The 23,530-nt window shown below is 58.1% G+C and carries 23 protein-coding genes and 1 pseudogene; 11 read left to right on the forward strand and 13 right to left on the reverse strand.

Annotated elements, in window-relative coordinates:
* Nucleotides 1-15: 15 nt before the first annotated feature.
* The 4 genes from AC07SI_RS05095 to thrC all read right to left on the reverse strand — a co-directional run bounded on the left by AC07SI_RS05095 (nucleotide 16) and on the right by thrC (nucleotide 4,459).
* Nucleotides 16-1,434 carry an aldehyde dehydrogenase family protein gene (locus tag AC07SI_RS05095; protein ID WP_495005289.1) on the reverse strand — a complete coding sequence of 473 codons (1,419 nt, stop codon included), beginning with the start codon at nucleotides 1,432-1,434 and terminating at the stop codon, nucleotides 16-18.
* A gap of 2 nt (nucleotides 1,435-1,436) precedes the next feature.
* The gene (locus AC07SI_RS05100; RefSeq protein WP_495005290.1) at nucleotides 1,437-2,486 is read right to left on the reverse strand and encodes a homoserine dehydrogenase; all 1,050 of its coding nucleotides are present in this window, start codon (nucleotides 2,484-2,486) and stop codon (nucleotides 1,437-1,439) included.
* Nucleotides 2,487-2,603: 117 nt separating this feature from the next.
* The gene (locus AC07SI_RS05105; RefSeq protein ID WP_027606629.1) at nucleotides 2,604-3,041 is read right to left on the reverse strand and encodes an Lrp/AsnC family transcriptional regulator; all 438 of its coding nucleotides are present in this window, start codon (nucleotides 3,039-3,041) and stop codon (nucleotides 2,604-2,606) included.
* A 14-nt stretch (nucleotides 3,042-3,055) separates the two neighbouring features.
* On the reverse strand, nucleotides 3,056-4,459 hold the full coding sequence (gene thrC / locus AC07SI_RS05110; protein ID WP_495005291.1) for a threonine synthase: 1,404 nt from the start codon (nucleotides 4,457-4,459) through the stop codon (nucleotides 3,056-3,058).
* A gap of 238 nt (nucleotides 4,460-4,697) precedes the next feature.
* Here thrC and AC07SI_RS05115 point away from each other — a divergent pair, with 238 nt between their 5' ends.
* Complete coding sequence (locus AC07SI_RS05115) at nucleotides 4,698-5,180, forward strand: DinB family protein (RefSeq protein WP_027616437.1); 483 nt, start codon at nucleotides 4,698-4,700, stop codon at nucleotides 5,178-5,180.
* A gap of 55 nt (nucleotides 5,181-5,235) precedes the next feature.
* On the opposite strand, the gene AC07SI_RS05120 is transcribed toward AC07SI_RS05115, so the two are convergent.
* Together AC07SI_RS05120 and AC07SI_RS05125 are read right to left on the reverse strand one after the other, a co-directional pair.
* Nucleotides 5,236-6,129 carry a dihydrodipicolinate synthase family protein gene (locus AC07SI_RS05120; protein WP_027616436.1) on the reverse strand — a complete coding sequence of 298 codons (894 nt, stop codon included), beginning with the start codon at nucleotides 6,127-6,129 and terminating at the stop codon, nucleotides 5,236-5,238.
* 29 nt (nucleotides 6,130-6,158) lie between these two features.
* Entirely contained in the window at nucleotides 6,159-6,854 is a 696-nt protein-coding gene (locus tag AC07SI_RS05125; protein ID WP_027616435.1) for a B3/B4 domain-containing protein, read from the reverse strand.
* A gap of 160 nt (nucleotides 6,855-7,014) precedes the next feature.
* On the opposite strand from AC07SI_RS05125, the gene AC07SI_RS05130 reads away from it, so the two are divergent.
* Together AC07SI_RS05130 and AC07SI_RS05135 are read left to right on the forward strand one after the other, a co-directional pair.
* Nucleotides 7,015-7,617: an XRE family transcriptional regulator gene (locus AC07SI_RS05130; RefSeq protein WP_027616434.1), complete on the forward strand. Its 603-nt coding sequence runs from the start codon at nucleotides 7,015-7,017 to the stop codon at nucleotides 7,615-7,617.
* Between the two features lie 297 nt (nucleotides 7,618-7,914).
* Nucleotides 7,915-8,171, forward strand: a pseudogene (locus tag AC07SI_RS05135) (tyrosine-type recombinase/integrase); the annotation flags it as partial.
* Between the two features lie 59 nt (nucleotides 8,172-8,230).
* Here the strand turns inward: AC07SI_RS05135 and AC07SI_RS05140 are convergent.
* Both AC07SI_RS05140 and AC07SI_RS05145 read right to left on the reverse strand, forming a co-directional pair.
* A complete protein-coding gene (locus tag AC07SI_RS05140) occupies nucleotides 8,231-9,517 on the reverse strand; it encodes a CitMHS family transporter (RefSeq protein ID WP_495005292.1) in 1,287 nt (428 codons plus the stop codon).
* Nucleotides 9,518-9,615: 98 nt separating this feature from the next.
* Entirely contained in the window at nucleotides 9,616-10,548 is a 933-nt protein-coding gene (locus tag AC07SI_RS05145; RefSeq protein WP_495005293.1) for an SMP-30/gluconolactonase/LRE family protein, read from the reverse strand.
* A gap of 428 nt (nucleotides 10,549-10,976) precedes the next feature.
* On the opposite strand from AC07SI_RS05145, the gene AC07SI_RS05150 reads away from it, so the two are divergent.
* The 4 genes from AC07SI_RS05150 (at nucleotide 10,977) to AC07SI_RS05165 (ending at nucleotide 15,516) form a co-directional block, all read left to right on the forward strand.
* On the forward strand, nucleotides 10,977-11,918 hold the full coding sequence (locus tag AC07SI_RS05150; protein WP_495005294.1) for a hydroxymethylglutaryl-CoA lyase: 942 nt from the start codon (nucleotides 10,977-10,979) through the stop codon (nucleotides 11,916-11,918).
* The gene (locus tag AC07SI_RS05155) at nucleotides 11,915-13,117 is read left to right on the forward strand and encodes a CaiB/BaiF CoA transferase family protein (protein ID WP_282395888.1); all 1,203 of its coding nucleotides are present in this window, start codon (nucleotides 11,915-11,917) and stop codon (nucleotides 13,115-13,117) included. The genes AC07SI_RS05150 and AC07SI_RS05155 overlap by 4 nt, the downstream gene beginning before the upstream one ends.
* Before the next feature lie 172 nt (nucleotides 13,118-13,289).
* Nucleotides 13,290-14,609 (forward strand): MFS transporter, encoded by a 1,320-nt coding sequence (locus AC07SI_RS05160; RefSeq protein WP_495005295.1) that lies wholly within the window; start codon nucleotides 13,290-13,292, stop codon nucleotides 14,607-14,609.
* A gap of 82 nt (nucleotides 14,610-14,691) precedes the next feature.
* Entirely contained in the window at nucleotides 14,692-15,516 is an 825-nt protein-coding gene (locus AC07SI_RS05165) for an IclR family transcriptional regulator (protein WP_495005296.1), read from the forward strand.
* A gap of 323 nt (nucleotides 15,517-15,839) precedes the next feature.
* On the opposite strand, the gene AC07SI_RS05170 is transcribed toward AC07SI_RS05165, so the two are convergent.
* On the reverse strand, nucleotides 15,840-16,760 hold the full coding sequence (locus AC07SI_RS05170) for a DMT family transporter (RefSeq protein WP_495005297.1): 921 nt from the start codon (nucleotides 16,758-16,760) through the stop codon (nucleotides 15,840-15,842).
* On the opposite strand from AC07SI_RS05170, the gene AC07SI_RS05175 reads away from it, so the two are divergent.
* Both AC07SI_RS05175 and AC07SI_RS05180 read left to right on the forward strand, forming a co-directional pair.
* The gene (locus AC07SI_RS05175) at nucleotides 16,717-16,917 is read left to right on the forward strand and encodes a hypothetical protein (protein ID WP_495005362.1); all 201 of its coding nucleotides are present in this window, start codon (nucleotides 16,717-16,719) and stop codon (nucleotides 16,915-16,917) included. The genes AC07SI_RS05170 and AC07SI_RS05175 overlap by 44 nt on opposite strands.
* Entirely contained in the window at nucleotides 16,914-17,495 is a 582-nt protein-coding gene (locus AC07SI_RS05180; RefSeq protein ID WP_120448533.1) for a helix-turn-helix domain-containing protein, read from the forward strand. The genes AC07SI_RS05175 and AC07SI_RS05180 overlap by 4 nt, the downstream gene beginning before the upstream one ends.
* Nucleotides 17,496-17,603: 108 nt before the next feature.
* Here the strand turns inward: AC07SI_RS05180 and AC07SI_RS05185 are convergent, their stop codons facing one another.
* A complete protein-coding gene (locus tag AC07SI_RS05185) occupies nucleotides 17,604-18,371 on the reverse strand; it encodes an ArsR/SmtB family transcription factor (protein WP_495005298.1) in 768 nt (255 codons plus the stop codon).
* 74 nt (nucleotides 18,372-18,445) lie between these two features.
* Between AC07SI_RS05185 and AC07SI_RS05190 the strand changes: the two genes are divergently transcribed.
* Nucleotides 18,446-19,588 carry a cytochrome P450 gene (locus AC07SI_RS05190; RefSeq protein ID WP_495005299.1) on the forward strand — a complete coding sequence of 381 codons (1,143 nt, stop codon included), beginning with the start codon at nucleotides 18,446-18,448 and terminating at the stop codon, nucleotides 19,586-19,588.
* Nucleotides 19,589-19,614: 26 nt separating this feature from the next.
* Here AC07SI_RS05190 and AC07SI_RS05195 read toward each other — a convergent pair whose 3' ends face one another.
* A complete protein-coding gene (locus AC07SI_RS05195) occupies nucleotides 19,615-20,550 on the reverse strand; it encodes a LysR family transcriptional regulator (RefSeq protein WP_495005359.1) in 936 nt (311 codons plus the stop codon).
* A gap of 110 nt (nucleotides 20,551-20,660) precedes the next feature.
* Between AC07SI_RS05195 and AC07SI_RS05200 the strand changes: the two genes are divergently transcribed.
* Nucleotides 20,661-20,885, forward strand: coding sequence for a DUF2790 domain-containing protein (locus AC07SI_RS05200; RefSeq protein ID WP_120448529.1), 225 nt, complete (start codon nucleotides 20,661-20,663; stop codon nucleotides 20,883-20,885).
* On the opposite strand, the gene AC07SI_RS05205 is transcribed toward AC07SI_RS05200, so the two are convergent.
* Complete coding sequence (locus AC07SI_RS05205) at nucleotides 20,882-22,129, reverse strand: OprD family porin (protein ID WP_495005300.1); 1,248 nt, start codon at nucleotides 22,127-22,129, stop codon at nucleotides 20,882-20,884. The two genes, AC07SI_RS05200 and AC07SI_RS05205, sit on opposite strands and share 4 nt — an antisense overlap.
* Nucleotides 22,130-22,171: 42 nt before the next feature.
* Nucleotides 22,172-23,506: an MFS transporter gene (locus AC07SI_RS05210; RefSeq protein ID WP_065905069.1), complete on the reverse strand. Its 1,335-nt coding sequence runs from the start codon at nucleotides 23,504-23,506 to the stop codon at nucleotides 22,172-22,174.
* Between the last annotated feature and the right edge of the window lie 24 nt (nucleotides 23,507-23,530).

Consider the following 23,530-nt stretch of genomic DNA (forward strand, 5'->3'; position numbering starts at 1 on the left):
AGTTGAGCGAGTTGCTTAGCTTCCACTCACACCGTTAATGCAAACGACCTTGGGTTGGGTCATGTCTTCGTAAGCGAAACGTACGCCCTCACGGCCCATGCTCCCGTACTTGAAACCGCCGAAAGGCATTGCATCAAAGCGGTAGTCGGAAGAGTCGTTGATCATCACCCCGCCCGCCTCCAGTCGTTTAGCGGCGGTCAATGCAACCTTCAGATTGCTGGTGAAGATCCCGGCATGCAGGCTGTATTCAGGTTCGTTAGCCAGCGCCAATGCTTCATCCAGGGAGCCGACGCGCTGGAGGATGACTACCGGACTGAACACTTCTTCGCACCACAACTTGCAATGGCGGTCGACACGTTCCAGCACGGTCGGTGAATAGAGCGAGCCGTTGCGTGTGTTGCCAAACAACAACGTGGCGCCTTTGGCAATGGCGTCATTGACCACTTCCTCGGTACGCTTGGCTGACGCCTCGGTAATCATCGGCCCTACGTCCGTCTGCTCATCAGCAGGGTTGCCGACGATCAACTTAGAGGTCTGTTCAACAAAGCGCGTTTTGAAGGCTTCATAGAGTGAGGCCTCGATGAGGATCCGTTGGGTACCGATGCAGTTTTGTCCGGCCGCCCAGAAAGCCCCCGACACGCATGAATCAACGGTTTCATCCAAATCACAATCAGCCATCACGATGACCGGCGCATTACCGCCAAGGTCCATCGCTAGCTTCTTGAGGCCAGCTGTACGAGCGATCTGCTCACCCGTGACAAAGCCGCCGGTGAAAGACACCATGCGCACCGCACGGTGGGCCACAAGAGCCTTGCCCAGGGCGGCGCCGCCTGTTGCGACGGTGGCAACAACCGGAGGCAGACCCGCGTCGATCAAGCACTCCACCAGCTTGATCGCTGATAGCGGTGTGAGCTCAGACGGCTTGAGAACAACTGCATTTCCTCCTGCAATGGCAGGCCCCAATTTATGCGCGACCAGGTTAAGCGGGTCGTTGTAAGGGGTGATGGCAACGATGACGCCCAACGGTTCACGGGTGAACCAGCCCTGACGAGATTCAGACCCGACATAGGCGTCAAAAGGAATGACTTCACCGGCATTGCGCTTGGCTTCTTCGGCGGACAACTTCAAGGTATTGACGCATCGCAACACCTCCTTTCGCGCCTGCTTCAGCGTTTTTCCTGACTCCGCGACGATCAGTTTGGCAAAGGAGTCCTTGTCACGCTCGACTGAGCTTGCGGCCTTTTCCAAGATACGCGCACGCTCATGGCGCGGCAGATCCTTGGCAATCAAGGCACCTAAAATGGCGGTGTCAACTATCGTGGTAGCGGATGATGCGGGTATGTCTGCCACTTCACCCACTTTGCTGCCGTCAAACGGGCTGAGCACCGTAATGGCCTTATAATCAGCAGCGAGCGAGAGACTCAAGCTATTCATGATTACTTACCTGACGTGGTTTTGTGGTTGTGGATGCTTACGATGTCGGCGAGCAAGGCAAATGCGGTTTCAAAACGACCTGCCCCCGCACCCACTACAGTGACGGGACCGAGAATGGCCGTGCTGAAGGTAATTGCGTTGGTGGCTCCGCTCACGGCTGAGAGCGCGTCGCTCGCCGGCAAGAGCTTCGGACTCACTGATGCTGAAATCGAACCATCGCTCCGTTTCTCTGCGCTGCCAATCAGCTTCCAGCGGGCATTTGCTTTCGTCGCCTCGGCAATATCCTTGGCCGTGATTTGAGAAATCCCTTTGCACAGGACGTCGCTTGGTTTGAGTTTTGCGCCTAGCAGTTCATTGGCGAGGATGACAACCTTCAAGCGCACATCGTGCCCTTCTACATCCGCTGTTGGGTCAGCTTCGGCATACCCCAATTCCTGCGCTTTTGCGACGGCACTGGAGAAGTCCAACCCCGTCTCCATGCTGGAGAGGACAAAGTTTGAAGTACCGTTGAGGATCCCCTTGAAGCCGGTGATTTCCGAGCCTGCCAGTGACTCCTTGGCCAAACGGATAACCGGGGTCCCGCTCATGACAGAACCTTCAAATTCAAAGCGGGCGCCGGTGCTATCGGCCAGCGTCTTCAAGCTTTGTGCATGCAGCGCCACGGGCCCTTTGTTCGTGGTCACGACACTGACGCCCTTTTCCAGAGCCCAGCGGCAGAAGGTCGTAGCCGGTTCACCATCCACAGGATTGGTGAACGTTGCCTCAGCGACAATATCGGCGCCAGAGAAGCGGATAACGGTTTCGTTTGCCGGCTCAGCAGTCCCGCCGGCCAGGGTCCTGAAACTGCCTTTAGCAGCAGGCACTGCTGCCAATTCACGAGCGTCCAGGCCGTCTTTGTTAATGATCGAACCGAGGTAAAGGTCACTGACACCGACAATCTTCAAGGTAAAACCTAATTCATCGGCCCAACGCGAATTCTTATCGGCAATAAGCTGGGTCAGCGCGCGGTTAACGCCACCAAATCCAAGCAACGCAATTTTGTATTCAGTCACGACAGGGTTCTCATTGTTATGTTGTGGTGCTGAGATAGTAAGCCGCCAACTTAACTTTACGAATATGGCAAACAGAACGTTGTTGCGAGCAAAATGCTCGTACAACAGCGCAACTTGCTATTTTGTGCTCGACAGAACAAAAGACGTTACGGTATTCAGGACTCCCGGCAGCGTCGAGATCTCACTCCATACCCTGTGGATACGATCTGCATTCATCGCCTGAACCGTCAGTACAATATCGAGGTCGCCACTCATCACATTGCAGGAAATAACTTCAGGCATTGCACCAACGGAACGAACAACTTCTGAATCTCGCATACGATCCTTACGATAAACGAAGATTAATGCATTAATGGGTCCTGCATCAGCTGAAGGCATACCTTTAATAATTGTGTAGCCTCGGACATACCCATCGCGCTCCAATCGCTCAATCCGCAGCCTGACTGCGTTCCTGGACAAATTGACTTTTAGGGCAATATCGTTGTGGGCCAACCGTGCATTGCGAGTTAGCTCCTCCAAAATCTTTTCATCAACTTTATCTAAAACACGTTTCATCTCTGGCTCCGGACTTATAACGAGTGAGACTCCGTGTCTTTTGATAATGCCCTGACCAGTGAGATCAGCGACCTGACGTCGTTGGGAATTGAAGTACAGTCTTGTTCAGCAACTACAGGAACACCAATTGTATTTAGGTGGCCAACAATCTCTGACTTTTGGGTTACAGTGCCAACTTTCGACGGATGTGTGGTTGCCAGGCAAATCATGGGGATCATCAAGCTGCGTCTGCTTACACGTGCAGCGCGCAAGCCGATGGCGGTATTGGGACTGACCAGATATCCACTCTCTGCAAAGACCTCATGAATACAACTGAATGCGTCTGCATCGTCCACAGCCAGTGAGTCAAACAGTTTGCGTGCCTCCAACCATTCATCCTGCGCTAACTGAATAGTTCCCTCGCCTTCTAGCAACTGCATATTACGAGCTACTTTTTCTCCGCATCGATTTAAAATGCTCCACTGTAGGCGCTCAAAATTAGAGGCTAATGAAACATTCATCGTGGGAATTTTGGTAGCACGAATTTCATTTCGACTGTACAGATTTGATTGGAGAAAGTTATGCAGTCCGGCGTTAGTATTCGTGGCAACGATAAGCTGTCGAATCGGCAGTCCCATTTGCTTGGCAATATAACCAGCGTACAGGGCGCCAAAATTTCCAGTCGGGACACTGAAAGCAATCTCTCTTTTAGGCGCACCGAGCTGAAGAGCAGAATAGAAATAGAAGGAGAGGTGCGCAAGTACGCGAACCCAATGCACTGAGTTGAACGAAATAAGATGATGCCGTGCATTATTACTTTGTTTCAGGAACTGCTCACACAAACGATGACAATCAGAATAGTCTCCGTCGACCGCAACATTCACAACATCATCTTCGTGCGTACTCAGTAAGCGTATGCGATCCTCCGCCGTTAACCCCATGGAAGGATGCAATACCAACAACGTAACGCCCTTCATTCCCGAAAATGCTTTTATTGCTGCGGCGCCAGTATCTCCACCTGTACAACCTATAATCAGCGCCTTCTTACCAGACCTGAGTAAATCATGATCGATAAAGCGAGACATCAACTGAAGGCCAACGTCTTGGTAGACGCCTGACGGCCCATGAAACAATTCGAGTATCCACTCGTTACTTGCGGTCTGGTACAGCGGTGTCACTGCGTTGCTTTTAAAACAATCAAAAATCTCCTCAAGCATCCGAGACAACAGATCCTGCTCGATCCATCCCCCCAGAAAGGGCTCGATTACGTAGCGAGCCAATTCATGGAAGGGCAACCATTCGAGCTTTGAGAGCTCCTCCTTTTTGAAGCGGGGAACCTTGTGCGGCACGTACAAACCACCGTCAGGCGCGTACGCCCCCATCAGCACCTCGCTGAATTCGTACGTTCTACCAGGGGTCCGTGTGCTGACGTATTTCATGATCCAAGACACCCTCAAGCCATTTCCGAGCCGGCCGCCTGCAAGCTGGGGCTTCTGCGGAATTCAATGCGGTAGCGTTAATCGCCTTTGATCCAGCTTCATACCAATGACCATAAAAGTCAATATATCGACTATTATATCTCGCTAACGGTATTCCGTTCCCGTTACACGAACCCCCCTTTTGTCCAAGCCCATGGGATGTGCGAGGGCCGACAATGCTTAGAAATGGGAGAACACCATGTGTGCCAAGAATCTGCTGCACTCGCTTTATCAGTACAAGGCATGGTCTGAGGATGTGTTATTCAGGTGCTTGAAAGCGCCCATTTCGCAGTCGTTTCCTGTGGAAATGGAGAAGGCCTGTTATTGGCTCAGGCACATCAATATTGTGGACCAACTATTCATCGCCAGACTGCAGGGAAAACCGGAGGAATTTGACGACGTCGTCACTGAGCAGCGGCAAGACATTCGTCAGTTGGAAGAGGCTTTCACAGCGGCAAATCAATGGTTTGTCGATTACACGAAATCAGTCACTGCAAAGGAGCTGTCTGAACCGGTGGAATTTATTTTCAAGGATGGCAAACCCGGCAACATGACCAAAGAACAAATCCTTGCTCATGTGCTTTCTCATGGCCTGCAGCATCGAGGAAGTGTTAGCACGATCCTACCCAGGGAAATCCTGGAGGGACACCAAGATCATTTCACAACGTTTTTGAAACTGTAGGCAGTTGGATTTCTGCCTCCTCAACCATGATGAGGCAGAGTGTTCACCGCAGTGCTCAGCTCAATTCGAGCGCGTCTATCACCGCTGCAATTTGCTTGCGTCCTTCCCCTTCGATGGTTCTAAGCGGCAAAGGCACGCTCGGAGAGTGAGTAATGCCGCGTAGCTCCGCTGCCGTGGCTATCACGCGAAAGCTACCGCCAAATTGGCTGAACAATGCCCAAAGCGGCTTCAAGGATTCGGAGAGGCGCATAGCCTCAAAGGCGTCACCTGACAATGCTGCTCGTGTGATGGCGAGCGCCGTATTGGGGAACAAACCGCCCATGACCGAATACCAGGCATCGCAGCCGGCATTCATTCCAACAGCGGCAAACGCATCGCCGCTTATTCCAATAGTCACGTGACTCGGAATCAATTTCCGCAGGCGCTCCACACGCTCCCTGGCCAGATGTGGCGCCTCGGGGACGCCAGGGATTTTGATTGAGCTGACATTGGGTAGCTCTGCAATACGCCCGTGTAACTCATCGGTAAATTCGAAATGAGTGGTACCAGGATTGTCATAGACACATAGCGGGATTGAGACGTTGGCCGAAACCATTTCGTACATCGAGAACACATCGTCCTGAGTCAGTTTTTGATATGACACGGGTGGCAGCAGCAAGGCTTTGACCCCCACGGCTTGCGCATCCTCAGCCAGCAGCAAAACGTCGCGTGTACGCAGCGCGCCGATGCTCACCATCACAGGCACGTCCTCCGCGGCCTCTACTGCCAACTGAGCAACTCGAGAACGTTCGGCTCGAGAAAGATACGCGTAGCTTCCGGTGGATCCTAGAGCCCCGATGGAATCTACTTTAGCTGCTACCAATTGCTGCACAAGACAAGTAAAAGCATTTTCGTCCACACCCTGCTCATCCATAGGGGTCAGAGGAAATGCACTAAGACCGGTAAACATCGTCATCACTCCTTGCAGTGGTCTATGGACTATTTGGCCCCAGGACCAATCAGTGAGCTTTCGATCTGGACGCCTGGCATCATTTGCTGCAACCCTTCGATGAGTTTGTCCCCCGCTTCCGTCAGGGCTTCAAGCGGCATCGCCGGCAGACTCTCCAGAATGAACCACATGCTCCTCGCGTCAGCACCGAGACGGGTCCTGACACCTTGCCGCCAATTCCAGCGACGGCAGGTCACGCCTTTGTCATCGCGCCAGACAACCTCGCCGGCATCCGGATACTCGAAGGCAGCAGCCCCCTCTTTCATCGTGTCAAAAGCCTCAGTGCCATCAGCGACTACGAGCCGTGGGGAGCCCACATAGGCTTCAATGTTTTCCCCGCCAACCGGGATGGCGTACTCAATGCTGATTGCGTTGTAGAGATCGACGATGGGATCCAGGCTAGGCAAGCTGCCGTCACGTAAAACTCGTTTACGCAGCGCTTCAGCTGAACAAGGTGTGCGCTGCGGCTTGGCCCCAAACTTTCGAAAGGTCTCAGCCCATGCAGCCAGATGGCCTTCTCCCCAGCTTGGCCCACCTTCCTGCACAGCCTTGCAAGCACGGTCCAGCGCAGCCTGGGCCACCTCAGGATGAGCCAGTGGTGCAGCTTCCACCACGATACTCAGGGCCCTGAACTCCGGCGCCAGCTCGGCAACGGCTTGATCGATTAACGGCAGTACGGACAGCATCAAAAACCTCCAGGAACCTAAATGTCATTTCATGCTAGTCAGCGACGACCAATAAAGTCAATATAATGACCATTATCATCTACTATAACGGCTGAGCCGATTGACGGAGCTACTTATAAAGGCCGAGAATCCCAGCACATTTTTCTCATGACCTTCATCAATGACCACCAATACCAGCCTGTCGACTACCCCTGGCGCTGATGCTCATGCCGTCAGCCTGGCCGTTGCGCGCACACTTAAACAGGCACGCAAAACACAGAAGATCACGCTGGATGAACTTTCCCGCCGTGCTGGCGTGAGCAAAGGAATGGTTGTCGAAATAGAGAAATGTACGGCGAACCCCAGTATCGGCATCCTTTGCAAAATCGCCGCCGCGCTTGGACTGTCTGTTGCAGACATCGTCAATGTGACCGAAGCCCCATCCGCCCATATCATCGACAGCCAAGACATCCCCACGCTCTGGACCGGTGACCTGGGAGGAACGGCGCGCCTCCTGGCGGGAACGTCCGGCCCTAATATGATCGAGCTGTGGCGTTGGGAAATGCATCCAGGCGAATCTTTCGCTTCACAGGGGCATCCTCAGGGCACGCTTGAACTGTTTCATGTGGAGAAAGGCACGCTGAAATGCGTGGTAGGGGAAACAGAGTTGGTCATCCCTGCGGGGAGTTCGGCAGTGGCGAAAACCGATGTACCTCATTCCTATTCCAACGCTGGCAGATCCAAGTTGGTGTTCACCATGTCCGTGACGGAGATGCATCAGTAGATACCGGCAGACTCGCAGCCAGTGAGCATGTGTAAGGCGGGCGAACCAGCCAATTTCAAAAGGGCTGCGCCACCGAAAGCCATCAAGCCCCACGTAGCATCACCGCCAGGGCGTGCACTCGCAATTGCGAGTGCATCGCATGCAACTGGGGGCAAAATTGGGGGCATATTTGATATTTTTCTGCCTGAAAATATCGTCCTAGAGCCTAGTCAAAATGTTTTTTGGCGATCCCGATAGCTTGTAATGGAGGGTTTAGCGGAGCGCTGAACAACCACATATTGCCTGCCATTGGTAGAAGGCAAAGGCTGGGTGTTCGTCTCGCCGGTCTATCCGGGACCTCCCATAAACCCGACCTCCATGCTCACGTCCTTTCAGCGTATCTGGCCAGAGTACGACATCACTGCCCACGCCTTTCGCGCCACCTACCGGACCTCTACCTCGACGAGCATTTGCATAGATCCGTTGTTTCACCAAATGCCAGGTGCGATCGAGGCAGTTTATGCGCGCAACTCCTAGTGCAGAGCCAGAAGGCGGCTCGACAATGGGCTGATTAGACCCATTGCGGCAAAATAATGGTGGACGCCCCAACCGCCCCGCGTAACGGCGTAGACCCTCAGTTATAAATATCGATAGAACCCAGCACGACAGCGGCTACAAACATCACCAGGCAGGTACCGATGCACCAGAAAATGGAGGCGCGCTGGTTGTCGCCGTAGTCCACATCCAGGAGGCCGCACAGCAGATAAGTAGAGGCTACCAGTGGGCTGAGAAGGTGCACCGGCTGACCGATCAGGCTCGCAATCGCCATCTCCTGAGCTTCGATGCCGTAATGGCTGGCGGTCTCGGCCAGGATCGGCAGAATGCCGAAATAGAAGGCGTCGTTGGTCAGGACATAGGTGAATGGCATGCTGATGAAGGCGGTGAACACCGACATGAAATGCCCGGCGGAATCCGGGATGACCATGATCAGGCTTTCGGAGATAGCTTTGACCATGCCGGTACCGGACATGATGCCGACAAAAATACCTGCCGCAAAAATCAGCGAGGTGACGGCCATGACGTTGTCGGCGTGCTTGCCGATCACCGCTTTCTGCGCCTTGAGCGTGGGAAAGTTGACCATCAGGCCCAGGGCAAAGGCGATGGTGAACAGCACCGGCAGTGGCATCAGGTTAAGCATCATCAGCGCGATCAGGGTGATGGTCAGCGCGGCGTTGAACAGAAAGCGCCAGTCACCCAGGCGAAACTCTGTGAACTGATCCATGAGCTCATCGTTGTCGAGCGTCAAGATCCCGAGGCGGCGTCGTTCTTTCAAGCCAAGCCAGAATGCACTGAAGATCACCCAGCCAAGCCCCGCGATCATGATTGGGATCATCTCGATAAACAGGTCGGTAATGTCGACGTGCATAGCACTGGCCGCGCGGGAGAACGGGCCGGCCCACGGCAGGATGTTCATCACACCAATGGTCAGGATCAGCACTGTCGCCATGACTTGCAGACTTATACCCGTACGGCGGTAGAGCGGGAGCATCGCTGCTGTGGTGATGATGTACATCGTTGCACCATCCCCGTCGAGGCCCACGCAAATGCCCAGGATCGCGGTGCCCACCACGATTTTCAGCGGGTCGCCCTTGACCAGCTGCAGGATCAACTTGATCAGCGGGTTGAACAGACCTGCGTCCGTCATCATGCAGAAATACAGGATGGCGAAGGTGAGCATGATCCCCGTCGGGGCGAGCATTTTCATGCCGTCGAGCATCATCGGGCCCAGGGCGGTGGAAAACCCGGCGAGGCAGCCGAACACGATAGGCACCAGCACGAGTGCAACCAGTGGTGACAGTCGCTTGCTCATGATCAGGTACATGAAGCAGGCGATCATTGTGTAGCTGAGGATCGTAAGCATGTGTCCCTCTTCTTATTGGTTTTGTTTGGGCAAAGCGCAGCCATTAGCGCGGTTCGAGGCGAATCGAATCCACGCGCCTTGGGCTTGCGTATCTGTAGTTACGTAGTGGCGTGCGAGAACATCGGCTTGCCAGGATGCTCCATGGCTATCTTGAGGATGTGGCCGGTTGAAGAGTCGGTGACGAACAGGTGCCGGTTGCCTTCACCGCCAAACGCCAGGTTGGTCAAGGTCCGTCCTTCGGTGCAGGACCGCAGGCGATAGAGAGGCACCGCATGGCGATCGAAGACCCATACGCAGCCATTACCCGCATCGCAAACGAACAGGTTGCCCTGGTCATCCAGTGCAATGCCGTCCGCGCCGCTCACCCCGCCTGCCATGGCCGTGAACACTCCGACCTTGGACGTCGTGCCGTCCGATTGAATGGGCAGGCGCCAGATCGAATTGCCCCGGGTCATGGCCACAAGCAATGCTTGCTCGTGCAGGTCCATGACCAGGCCATTGGGGCTCGGTCCGTTATCCAACAGACAATCCAGACGTTGGCTTTGCAGGTCATAGCGAAACACACGGCCACTGGGGTCGTGCATGCCGGTCTGGCCCTGGTCGGTGAAGTAGAGACGCCCTTCATGATCGAAAAACAGGTCATTGACGCCCTTGAAGCCCTCGCTGCGGCGGTGGGTAAGGAAAGGCTCAATGCGCTTGCTTAGCGGGTCCAGGACCAGGATGCCGCGCTTGTAGTCGGCAATGAAAATTCTGCCATCACCATGAATTTTCAGGCCATTGGGCCAGCCGTCGTACTCCACGACCAACTCCCACTCCCCCTGCGGTGAAATGCGAAAGATGCGGCCGTAGGGGATATCGGTCACGTAAAGATTGCCGGCCCGGTCGAAGGAGGGTCCTTCCAGAAAACTGGCAACCTTCTGGCCCGGTTTGTTGGCACGAACCCAATCCGAGTCGCCGTTGCGCCAGAACTTCTCGGGCAGCCGGGTGAAGACCTCGGTGGTCCTCTCCTGAGGTGGGGGATACAGGCTCATGGCAGCACTCCGCGTATCAACTGGCATCGTGACAAGGAAGGCGAACCTAATTGCTTCAGGTAACGCCTTGCCGTCCAGATGCACAGAGGTTTTTGTTTTTATTTGTTCTATCTGATAGAACAACATTCCTTCTAGCGGAATAACTTTCCAAGCATTTTGATTGCCTGTCAAGCGCGGGATTTCGCTGGGGCGTTGCGCGCGCAGAGCAAAAATTATTCCGCGGGATAACCAGAAACCCTTTGAAAGCGCCAGAGGCATGGGGGTGTGAGTGCATCAAGACAGCCGTTGACAGCAGGTATTTTCAAGGCCAATACTAGGAATAGAACAATATTCTGCCTGACAGAACAGACATAACAATACGTGCTTTTCCTAACCGCCGCATTGCGTGAATGTTCAACAGGCTGTCCCGCAGATGAGGAGAACCTACTGTGAAAGACGCCACTGAAATCGACATCCTGGTAAGTGAAGTGGGGCCGCGCGATGGCCTGCAAAGCGTCAACGCCATCATGTCTACCGAGCTCAAACTGGAATGGATAACGGCACTGGCAACAGCAGGCCTACGCGAGATCGAAGTGGGGTCGTTTGTGCCTCCCAAGCTGCTGCCGCAAATGGCGGACTGTGCGCTCGTCGTGGCCCATGCGCTGACACTGCCGAACCTGCACGTGACCGCCCTGGTGCCTAATCTTCGTGGGGCTGAAGCGGCCTTTCACGCCGGTGTACACAAGATCACCCTGCCCATCTCTGTCAGTGAGCAGCACTCGATCTCCAACATCCGCAAGACTCACGCGCAGGTGTTCGAAGAGGTGAAAGCCGTGGTTGCGTTGCGCAACGAACACTTCCCCGGCATCCAGATAGAAGCAGGCGTCTCCACGGCTTTTGGCTGCACGCTTCAAGGCGTGGTCACGGATGACGAGACCCTCGCCATTGCCGTGAAAATGGCCGAACTCGGTGTCGATGAGGTCGGCCTGTCCGACACCGTCGGCTATGCCAACCCCACTCAAGTGCGCCGCCTATTCATCCGGCTACGCAACGAAATAGGCGCACTCAGCGGCAGTGCGCATTTTCACAATACCCGCGGGCAGGGCCTGGCCAATGTCGTGGCGGCACTGGAAGCTGGCGTCACTACGTTCGATGGTTCCCAAGGCGGTATTGGCGGCTGCCCCTACGCGCCTGGCGCCTCGGGAAATATCGTTACCGAAGACCTCGTTTACCTGCTCGAATCGATGGGCCTGCGCACTGGCGTTGACCTTGACCGCCTGGTTCATGCACGGGATTGGCTGGTTAAAGGGCTGCCAGGTGAACCGCTGTATGGCTTCATCCCCGATGCCGGCGTGGGCAAGAACTTCACCTATGCCAAGGAGCGCGTATGAACCAGCCAGAAGAAAAACAGCTGCCACTGGCCGGGATCCGCGTGATCGAGTTCGTCCACATGGTGATGGGCCCAACCTGCGGCCTGCTGCTCGCCGATCTTGGTGCCGAGGTGATCAAGGTTGAGCCCGTGCCAGAGGGCGACAACACCCGCCGCCTGATGGGCTCCGGCGCGGGCTACTGGATGACCTACAACCGCAACAAGAAGAGTTTTGCGGTGGATATCAAATCCGACGAAGGCAAGGAAGCGGTGCGAAAACTCATCGCCACCGCCGATGTGGTCATCGAGAACTTCCGCCTCGGAGCCATGGAAAAACTGGAACTGGGCTATGAACAGGTTAAAGCCATCAAGCCGGACATCATCTACAGCTCGATGAAAGGCTTCTTGCCGGGTCCCTACGAAAACCGTACCGCCCTCGACGAAGTCGTGCAGATGATGACCGGGTTAGCCTACATGACAGGCCCTGTCGGGCGCCCACTGCGTGCCGGTGCGTCGGTCAACGATGTGATGGGCGGCATGTTCAGCGCCGTCTCCATCCTGGCGGCCCTGCTCCAGCGCAAGGAAACCGGACGCGGTCAATTCGTCCAGACCGGGCTCTTCGAGAACTCGGCGTTCCTGGTAGCCCAGCACATGATGCAGAAAGTGGTCACGGGCGCCTCCGCCGCCCCCATGCCCAGCCGCATTTCTGCCTGGGCGATCTATGACGTGTTTGATACGGATCAAGAAAACGAACAGGTCTTTATCGGCGTGGTGAGCGATAGCCAATGGCAAGCGTTCTGCACCGCCTTCGACTTCCAGGAACTGGGCAACGACCCGGCTCTTGCGCGCAATAACCAGCGTGTGATTGCTCGCGAGCAGATTATGCCATTGGTACGTGAACGCGTTGCCGGCATGAGCAAGCAGGCGGTGATGAAGCTGTGTGAACAGGCCGGCCTGCCCTTCTCCCCGATTCAACGCCCGGATGACCTGTTCGACGATCACCACCTCAACGAATCCGGCGGCATGACAGAACTGGCGCTGCCCAACGGCGAGTCCGTGAAAGTGCCGATGCTCCCTTTCGAGATGGACGGCCAGCGTTTTGGCGCACGCCTGAATGTTCCGCAAATGGGTAGCCACTCTCGGGAACTGTTGGAACAACTCGGTTATACCGCCGAGGCGATCGACGCCCTTGAGGCCACAGGCACGATCAAGAGCGCCTGACCGGCGCTACGGCGGGCCAACCTGGGCCCGTTGCGGCTGCCGATAAATCTGACGCGCCGAGGGAGGCTCGGCGTGAACCGCAGAACGGAGTGCCGGAACCGCACGAAATCCTGCCAGAACCGTCGGCGTATCCCGCCACGGTATCCATAACAACAATACCGAGGATACAGTCATGGCTAACGTCACGACCACGACTTCCCACTTGCCCCAGTCCCAGCCTGAAGTGCATTCGGGACTTCAACGCCGAGCGATGAAAAAAGCCGCCTGGCGCTTGATTCCACTGCTTGCACTGGCCTATTTCTTCAACTATCTGGACCGCACCAGTGTGGGTTATGCCGCGCTGCAGATGACCGATCAGCTCGGTCTTACTGCGGCCCAGTTCGGACTGGGCGCCGGCATTATGTTCGTCGGCTACTGCCTCTGCGAAGTGCCCAGCAACCTGGCGATGTACCGTTTCGGGGCCCGGGTGTGGATGGCCCGCATCATGATTAGCTGGGGCCTGGCCGCAGCGGCCACAGCCTGGGTTATCGGCCCTTATAGTTTCTATGCCGTGCGCTTCATCCTGGGTGTGGCGGAAGCGGGCTTTTTTCCTGGCGTGATTTTCTTCCTGACCCTGTGGTTCCCCGCGCAATACCGTACACGGGTATTGGCGTGGTTCACCGTGGCTACCCCTATTTCCTTTCTGGTCGGCGGCCCGCTGTCAATCTGGTTGCTACAGATGCACGGCATCTGGGGCCTGGCCGGCTGGCAATGGATGTTCCTGATCGAGGGCATTCCGGCGTGTGTGCTGGGGTTGATCACATTGAAGGTCCTGGCAAACCGCCCCAGCGAAGCCAAATGGCTGACGCAGGAAGAACGTGATGCCCTGAACGACATGGTGGAAAAGGAAGCCGGCAAGGATCAGAAACGCCATGACTTCGGTGTTGTACTCAAGGATCCACGCGTGTGGATCCTCAGCTCGATCACCTTCAGCTTCACCATCGGCACGTACGGCATTGGCATCTGGCTTCCACAGATGCTCAAGGCGCATGGCGTGGAAATCAGCATGATCGGCTGGGTCGCCGCCATTCCGTACTTTTTCTCCACCCTAGGCCTGCTGTTCTGGGCCAAGTATGTCGACCGCACGGGCAGAGGCATCCTTAACCTGGTGATTGCGCTGGTGCTGGCGGGCCTGGCGTTGATGTTCGCACTGAACATGAACGCACTGGCCCCGGCGCTGATAGGCATCACCCTGGCCCTGGTCGGGACGATTTCTGCGAAAACCATCTTCTATACCTTGCCGGCCAAGTTCCTTTCGGGCCGGGCCGCCGCGGGAGGGATTGCGCTGATCAATACCTTTGGCGCGTTCGGAGGCTTCGTCGGCCCCTACCTGATGGGCTATCTGAAAGACGCCACGCAGTCGTTCACCGCGGGCCTGATGGTCATGGGTTGCGTACTGTTGTTTGCCGCGCTGATGGCCGTGTCGCTGCGTTTCTTCATGCGTGACGCTTGAGCAGCGAATGCTCAGGGCCAGAATGATGTGCTGCCAGACAGACTAGTCGGCGAGTAGGCGCTGCGGGTAAGGTATCGTCAAATTGCTCACCCGTCGCAAGGGTGGGCTTACTCACGATGATGGATTTGCAGCCCAATCACTGGCCGAAATGACCATGAACAGTAACGAAAAACCTGAGAAAGATCCCGCTGACGGCGGCGTTGCCGCGGTGGACCGCGCCTTTGCCATACTCGGCGCCTTCGACACGCAGTGCAGCGTGTTGCCGCTGGCGGAATTGGCGCGCCGCACCGGTCTCTACAAAAGTACCATCCTGCGCTTAATGATCTCCCTGGAAAGAGCCGGTTACATTCGTCGATTGCCGGACGGACAATTCGCTATCGGCCACGAACCCCTTCGGCTGGCACCGCTTTACCAAAGTTCATTTAGCCTGCGCGACATCATCTACCCAATACTCGAAACGCTCTCGCAAGAGAGCGGGGAAACTTCTTCGTTCTACGTCATCGAAAACGACAGTCGGGTGGTGCTTTTCCGCGTCGAACCCAAGCGTTCCGTGCGGGTTTCCATTCACGAGGGTGATCGTTTTCCACTTAACGCCGGGGCTTCGGGAAAGATTCTGCGGACTTTCGGCCCGTCTGTTGCTGATGCGCTTGCCAATGTTCGCGAGCAACTCTGGGCGAGTTCTTTTGGCGAACGCGATCCCGATACCGCAGCGGTGTCGGTACCTGTGTTCGGCATGAATAACGAACTCAAAGGCGCCCTGACCCTCTCGGGGCCCTCCGAGCGTTTCAACGAAGACGCCATTACGAGTGCGCGCAAGATGCTGTTGAAACTGGCAGCCCAAGCCACCGGTGCGCTGGGGGGGGACGCTCGGGAGTTACAGCAGGCCAGTGCAAAGATCGAGGGGTGAACCGTTCCACCGAGGCTGACGCGACCATTGTGCAGTCAGCGTATCGCAGCACCCTCCACAGGCCCGCTCGAGCGCAGGTTAGGTGCTGCTATCTGCACTGGCAGTTGGGCTCTGGGCAAGGCTGCCGGGCGTCACCCGCTCCGCTATGACTACCTTCCTCCTGCGCTGCAGCGTGAACCATGGCAGCTCAAATCTTGGCGGGGTCCGGTTCCATCGTACAGATCTGCCCGGAGTGGCGACCAGCAGCGTATGCCAACCCTCAACGTCATATGACAGCGCCTGCCACACCAGCCACAGGTGACCGAGTTGAAACACCGCCCAGGTCAATCCTGGCGACCACGGCGGTCAGTCAGCGCGATTATCTGCGGCCCGGGACGGCGCAGTGACCAACCGAAGTTCATGCCCGCCGCCGCCAGCAGAATGGCGCTCGCGCCAATCACTTGCAGGCTGGTGAGCGGATGCGCGAAGGCCACCCAGTCGACCAGGATGGCGGCGATCGGGTAGATGAATGACAGAGCCCCGACCAGGGCCGTGGGGATTTTCTGGATGGCGCTGTAGAGCAGCGTCGACATCAGCCCGGTATGAACCACGCCGATAATGATCAAGTAAATCCAGGCATCCCCGACCGTGTCGCCCCTGCCAAAGTCCACGAATGGGGCCAGCACCAGCACGCCGACCACCATCTGGATCAGCACGATCAGGTGCGCGGGCACCTCCTTGAGGCGCTTAGTGATCGCTGCTGCCACCGCGTAGAAGAAGGCGGAAGACAGCGCCAAGCAGACGCCCAGCAGGTAGTCGGCGCCGCTGGCCTGCCCGCCGCCCTTGGCGAACACGATCAGCATCAGGCCGGCGAAGGCCACCAGCAGCCAGCCGAGCTTGGCAACACTGAGGCGTTCGGCGTAAAACAGCGCACCCAGACCGACCAGCATGAACGGCTGGACATGGTAAACCACCGTGGCAATGGCGATTGAGGCGTGTTGGTAGGCACTGAACAGCAGCACCCAATTGAGCATCAGCGCCACCCCGCCCAGGCACACCCAAATGAACTGCCGGGCAGTGATCAGCGGGCGACGCAGCCCCCCCAGCATCAGGCACGCGGCCAACATCGCCAACGCGCCGAACACGCAACGCCAGAAGACCACGGCCTGCGGGCTCTGCCCCGACATGATGACGAACCAGCCCACCGTGCCGGAGATCAGCATGGCCGAAATCATTTCTAACGTTCCACGGGTTTGCGCCTTCATCACTCTCGGCTTCCTTGCTGTCGACATTGCCGTGACCCAGGCCGCCGTTCGCGGATTGGTCCGACAAATAGAACTTTATAATGAACTAACGACCACTATAATGAACACGCTAACCCAGAGCGTCAATTCTCAATCGGATGATTTGAAGAACAAATGACCAACATAACGAACAGCCTCACGAGCCATAATCCCAGCCGAATCGATCTGCTGGCGCTTTCAATCAAGCGCGAACGCCTGGCCGCCGGGCTGTCCTTGACCGAATTGGCGAAGCGCGCCGGGGTGGCGAAATCGACCTTGTCTCAATTGGAGTCGGGAATCGGTAACCCCAGCATCGAAACCTTGTGGTCGTTGGCGATGGCGATGGGCCTGCAAGTCACTCGCTTCTTCGAGCAACCCCAGCAAACCCTGCGGGTGATCCGCGCCAACGAGGGCATGACGACGTATGCCGAGACGGCCAATTATGCCGCGACACTGCTTGCCGACTGCCCGGCCGGAGTGCGGCGCGACCTCTACCGGTTGAAGGTACAGCCTGGCGAAGTTCGCCTGTCCCAGCCTCACCCGGCAGGCACCGTAGAGCACGTGGTGCTGTGCAGTGGCAGTGCCCGCATCGGCCCGGCGGACGGACCGGTGTTGCTGAACGCGGGCGACTACATAAGCTACCTGGCGAATGCGCCTCACGTGTTCGAAGCGCTTGAGGCCGACACGACTGCGGTGATGGTGATCGAGCATCTTTGAGGTGGCGACCATGGACACGGCACGAACAACCAGCCACGCGCCGAAGTCACCGGCAACGTGCCAATGCTCCGCGAACACGCAGAGGCTGCTTTGCCAGACACGGATCCGTCAGCCGTCACAGGCCAGTTCGGCGGATCGGTTGATCTTTCGCTGCACTGATCCCTGCACCTGTGGGCTTTCAAGCGTGATCCCGAACCGGCCAGACAGCGCTTCCCGCCCCTTGACTGTCAACCCAAGTGCGCGACTGTCGAGGTCTTGAATAACCCACTGGCGGCTCAGGAGCATCTGCAGGAAGGCCGCGCCGAGCGCCCCCGCCAGATGAGGGCGGCGCATGCTCCAGTCCAGGCATGAACACGCGAAACGACGTCGCTGGGCCCTGGCCTTTTCCACCTCGATACCCAACCCCGTCATGGCTGTTTCGCCGCTCGGCGTGAGCTGATACAGGACATCTCCGGCATCCGCCACGGTCAGCCAGCCTGACGCGATGAAGTGGTCGTGCAGCTGCACGGCCAATGATCCTGCCATGTGGTCATAACAGGTACGCGCAAACTGCAATCGGCTCGGCGTCGTGGAAACGTAGCGCGTGTCCACGTTTTGGCTGATCACCATGAGGGCCTCGATCGCCTGGGCCACCTGCACGTCCGCCAGGCTGTAGTAGCGATGCCGACCCTGCGTATGCAGCCTTACCAAGCCGGCGTCTTTGAGCCGTACCAGATGCGCACTCGCCGTGGATGCACTCACGTCGGCGATAACCGCCATTTCGGTACTGGTACGTGCGTGGCCATCCATCAGCGCACACAGCATTTTAGTCCTCGCAGGCTCGGCAATGGCACCGGCTACCCGAGAAATCGCGCTGTCATTGCCTTGGGCATCCATATTTCGTTCCTGAGCGAATCGTCGGCATGAAAGGTGTTCGATAGTAGCCGTTCTTTGTGAACAGGACTCCAGGAATGACGCCTTTTGAAGCCGCAACCCATGCCGATCCCTACCCTTATTACGCCTACCTCAGGCGACAAGGTGGGCTGTACTTCGATACCGACCTTCGGTTATGGATTGCAAGTAGTGCCAGCGCGGTCGACGCCCTCCTGGGGCACCCCGACTGTCGGGTGCGTCCGCCGGACGAGCCGGTTCCCGCGGCCATTGCGCAAGGCGCCGCGGGGATGATTTTCGCTCGCTTGATGCGCATGAACGAGGGCCCGCAGCACATGTGCCCGAGGATGGCCATCGAACCGGCGTTGGCCGCTGTCGAGACAGAACGCATCGCAGGCCTCGTGGCACGCCTGGTCGAGACCCTCCCCGTCGAGCACCTGGATGAATTGATGTTCACCGTACCGGTGTGCGTCATTGCAGCGCTCATAGGCTTCCCACCCTGCCAGCTACAGGACGTCGCAAGGCTGACGCGGGATTTTGTTGCCTGCCTGTCGCCCCTGAGCGACGACATTCAACTCGACAGCGCCCATGGCGCGGCGACTCGACTCAGGCAATTATTCAGCGCGCTGCTGAGCGACGCCAATGACAGTAGCCGCTTCTTGAGCCACGTCCAAAGCGCTTGCGCAGCCACCGCCTGGAGAGACCGCGAGGCATTGATCGCCAACCTGATCGGCCTGTTGTCGCAGACCTGCGAAGCCAGCGCAGGCTTGATCGGCAACAGCCTCGTGGCGCTGCATCGTGAGCCTGGACTGCTTGAAGGCGGGCAGCAGGTTGCAGACCTGGTGGCAGAAGTGGCGCGCTACGACTCACCGGTGCAAAACACCCGGCGATTCGTCACCCAGCAATGCAATATCGAGGGCAACGGACTGGCGCCAGGCGATACCGTTCTCCTATTGCTCGCCTCAGCCAACCGGGATCCCGGTGCGAACCCGGACCCCGATCGCTGCTTGCTCGAACGAACCCAGCGACGAACCTTCAGCTTTGGCGCGGGAAGACATCAATGTCCAGGCCAGCCGCTTGCCTTGGCGATCGCCGCCGAGGCGGTCTCGGCATGGCTGCGCCGACAGCCAGCCGCGTCCGTGGGTGCTTTTCGCTGGCGGTATCTGCCCTCCCTCAATGGTCGCATTCCCAGGTTCCATGGTGATCGGGACACCCAGCGATGATCGCAGGGTTTGCTCAGCCCGCGAGATCAACGCGGCGCCCAATGCCCCGGTTGTTCCACCACCCCGACGTACTCGGCCAACAACGCCGGCAGGCTGGCCTGCAAAAACGTCACCCACGTGCGCACCTTGGCGTCCAGAAAGCGCCGCGAGGGGTACACCGCGAAGATAGTGCGCTCACGCAGCCGATATTCCGGCAGCAGGCGTAGCAGCGAGCCGTCCTGCAAGGCCGGGGCAGCGCTGAAGAACGGCAACAGGCTGATGCCCATGCCCTCTTGCGTCGCCTTGACCATTGCGTCGGCCACGTTGGTCCGGAAGGCCGTGCCGGGGGGCACGCTGAGGTCTCCCGCCTCGCCCTGGAAGCGCCACTCATCTTCCTGAAAATCCTGCAGGTGCAGGCGCCGGTGTTGCAGCAGTTGCCCGGGATGGTCGGGCACGCCATGGTTTGCCAGGTAACGGGGCGCTGCGCACGGCACGCTGAACAACTGGCCGATGGTCTGGCTGACGAGGGCCGAATCCGGCAGCGCATGGGCGATGGAGATCACCACATCATGCCCCTCCTCAAGCGGATCAGGGGTGTGCTGGGACAAGCTCAGCTCCATCGACACCTGCGGGTGAAGCTCGCTGTAGCGTGCAATCAGCGGGGTGATCAGCACGCCCAGCCCGCTCATGCAGTGCACGCGCAGGCGTCCGCGCGGGTTGAGGTGGGCACCGCTGGCTTCGGCGCTGGCGTCCCGGATGTCGTCGAGGATGCCGCGACAGCGCAGCAGGAAACGCTCGCCCGACTCGGTCAGGCTCAGGCGTCGGGTGGTGCGCTGCAGCAGGCGCGTCTGCAGGTGCTGCTCCAGGTCGGCGATCAACCGTGAGACGTGCGCGCCGGAGAGGCTCAACACCTCTGCCGCCGCCGCGAAGCTACCGCTGTCGACCACCTGCACAAACACCCGCATGCCATTGAACACGTCCATCAGCGTCGGGCCTTGATTGCTACGCAATACGTACGGGTCATTTACCGGTTCCTGTCTTTAATACGGCGCTGCTGCCACTACACTGGAGCCTGTTGATAGAGGACGACACCATGAAAATTCGATTGCTCGGCGTTGCTTTGCTGCTCACCGCCACCGGCGCTTTCGCCGCCGGCGGCAATGACAGCCAGGGGCTGGATATCCAGCAGATTGTTTCCGTCACGGCGGTGCCCGGCAGTTGCCAGGTCGAGCCCGCGACCCTGGTGTATCTCGACAGCCAGGGCGTCAGCCACACGCTCAACTACAGCGTGATGGGCACCTGCCAGGGCGGCGTCTAGAGCAGCTTCCAGGTGTAACTGAGGATCAGCCGGTTCTCATCGATGTCGCTGCGGTAGTTGGAGCGCGCCATCACATTGCGGATGCGGATGCCCAGGCCGCTCAGCACGCCACTTTGCACGGCGTACCCGATGTCGAGGTCGCGCTCGCGGTCCTTGCCCTCGTAGCCGGCACCGGTCTTTACGTTGTCGCCGGTGATGTAGCGCACGGTGGTGGTCAGTCCCGGCAGGCCCAGCGCGGCAAAATCGTAGTCGTAGCGCACTTGCCACGAGCGCTCGTCGGTGTAGGCGAACTCATAGGTCGGCACCTCGTTGCCCAGCGGGCTGATGTTGGCGAAGACGCGCGGAAAAGCGCTGTCGCCGTACATCGCTTGGTAACCCACATAGACCGTGTGCGCGCCGCGCTTGGCCGACAACAGCGAGAAAAACGCCTGGTTGTCGATCTTGCCGAGCAACCGGTCGCCGTCTTCGCGCGCAGTGTAATAGCCAAGATTGGCGCCCAGTACCCAGGTGCCAAGCGGCTGGCTGTGCTTGAGGCCGATGAAATCCTGGGCGTAGATGTCCTTCAACTGCCCGTGCCAATAACTGACGCTGGTGCGCTTGCTGTTGAATGCATAGTCGCCGCCCACGTAGTTGAAGGCATCACTCTCGGCCCCGCGCTGCGGTACATGGCCGAGCATGGCGATCATCTTTTCGTCACCCGCCTCGTTGCGCAGGCTTGTGGTGCTCAAGTGCCCGGCCTGCAACGCCAGGCCGTTGATCTCGCTGGAGCTGATGCCCACGCCCTGGTAACTCGGAGGCAGCAGGCGGATGTCGCTGAAGGCCAGCACTGGCAGGTTGGGCTGCAGCTCGCCGACCTTCAATTCGGTGTTGGACAGCCGCGCCTTGAAGGTCAGCCCCAGGCGGCTGTACTCGTCGGCGGCGCGGCCATCGTCCTTGACCGGCAGCAAGCCGGTATTGACCCGGTCCGGGCTGCTGTCGAGCTTGAGGCCCAGGGTGCCCAGCGCATCCAGGCCGAAGCCCACGGGGCCTGGGGTGTAGCCGGACTTGTAAGTGAGGATGAAGCCCTGGCCCCACTCCTCGGCCCGCGATTGCCGATTGGCCCCGACGATGTCAGAGAAGTCGCGGCTGAAGTAATAGTTGCGGGCCTGCAGGGTGGCCGTCGAGTCCTTGAGAAAACCACCCTCGTCAGCCGTCGCCGCAAGGGGCACGCCCAACAGGGCGAGCCAGATACGTTGTGTGTGCATGTCGTTGCTCTTCGTTATTGTTGTTATCGACGGTTCGGCAGGTCACAGCGCCTGGGCGGTCGGCAAGACGACACGGGTGCGCCGCTCATTCAGGGCAAAGACGGTCATCGCCAATGCGGCGATGGCACCGGGAATCGCAAAGGCCATGAAGTTCAGCTGCAGCGGCAGTTCAATCGCCATCAGCGCACCGCCCAGCAGCGGGCCGACGATGGCACCATTGCGGCCGATGCCGGACGCCCAGCCCAGGCCAGTCGCGCGGATAGACAAGCCATACAATTGCGCCGCCCCGGCATACAGCAGGATTTGCGTGCCGATGGTGGTCGCGCCCGCGATGAAGATCAGCAAGTAGAGCACCGGCATCGGGCTGTTGATGCCCAGCAGGCTGATCGAGAAGACCCCGGCGATAAAGAAACCGATGGTCACGGTCACCAGGTTGAGGCGATCACCCAGGCGCCCGCCGATCAACGCGCCCGCCATGCCACCCAGGTTCAGCGCCACCAGGAACGACAGGCTCGACCCGAGGCTGTAGCCGGCGCCGGCCATCAGTTTGGGCAGCCATGAACTCAATGCATAGACCATCAGCAGGCAGCAGAAAAACGCGGTCCAGATCATTGCCGTGCGCACCGCCAGGCCGTGGCGGAACAACTCCACCACCGAGGCGCCCTTGCCCTTGATGTCCGCGATGACCAACTCGTCGTCGGCATTGATCGGCGTGCCCGGCGACAGCCGCGCGAGCAGTGCCCGTGCCTGGTCCGTGCGGCCCTGGCGGATCAGGAAACCAATCGATTCCGGCAGCCAGTACACCACCAATGGCAGCAACAGCAGCGGGATGACCGCGACAAAAAACATCGACGACCAGCCATAGGCCGGCAGCATGAAAATCCCCACGCTCGCCGCGAGCATGCCGCCCAGGGAGTAGCCGCTGAACATGAAGGCCATCAAGGTACTGCGGACTTTTTTCGGTGCATATTCGTTGATCAGCGCGGCGGCATTGGGCATCAGCCCGCCACAACCGAGCCCGGCGATAAACCGGCAGATCCCGAACTCGGTCGGGCTGCTGGCGAAGCCGTTGATCACGGTGGCGATGCTGAACAACGCAAAGCAGAACACGATGCCTTTCTTGCGGCCGAAGCGATCCGCCAGGGTGCCGAAGATCAACGCGCCGAACATCATGCCGAACAGCGCATAGCTGCCCAGGGCGCCGGCCTGCAAGGGGGTGAGCCCCCACTCACGCATGATCGACGGCAGGACCACACCGTAGATAAACAGGTCATAGCCGTCAAAGATCAACAGCACCGCACACAGGCTCACGATCAGCCAGTGAAAGCGGTTGAACGGGGCATTATCAATTATCGAATGGACATCATGGGTACGCATGGCAGTGCTCTCTTTATTGTTGTT

The organism is Pseudomonas sp. GW821-FHT05D12, from assembly GCF_059419825.1.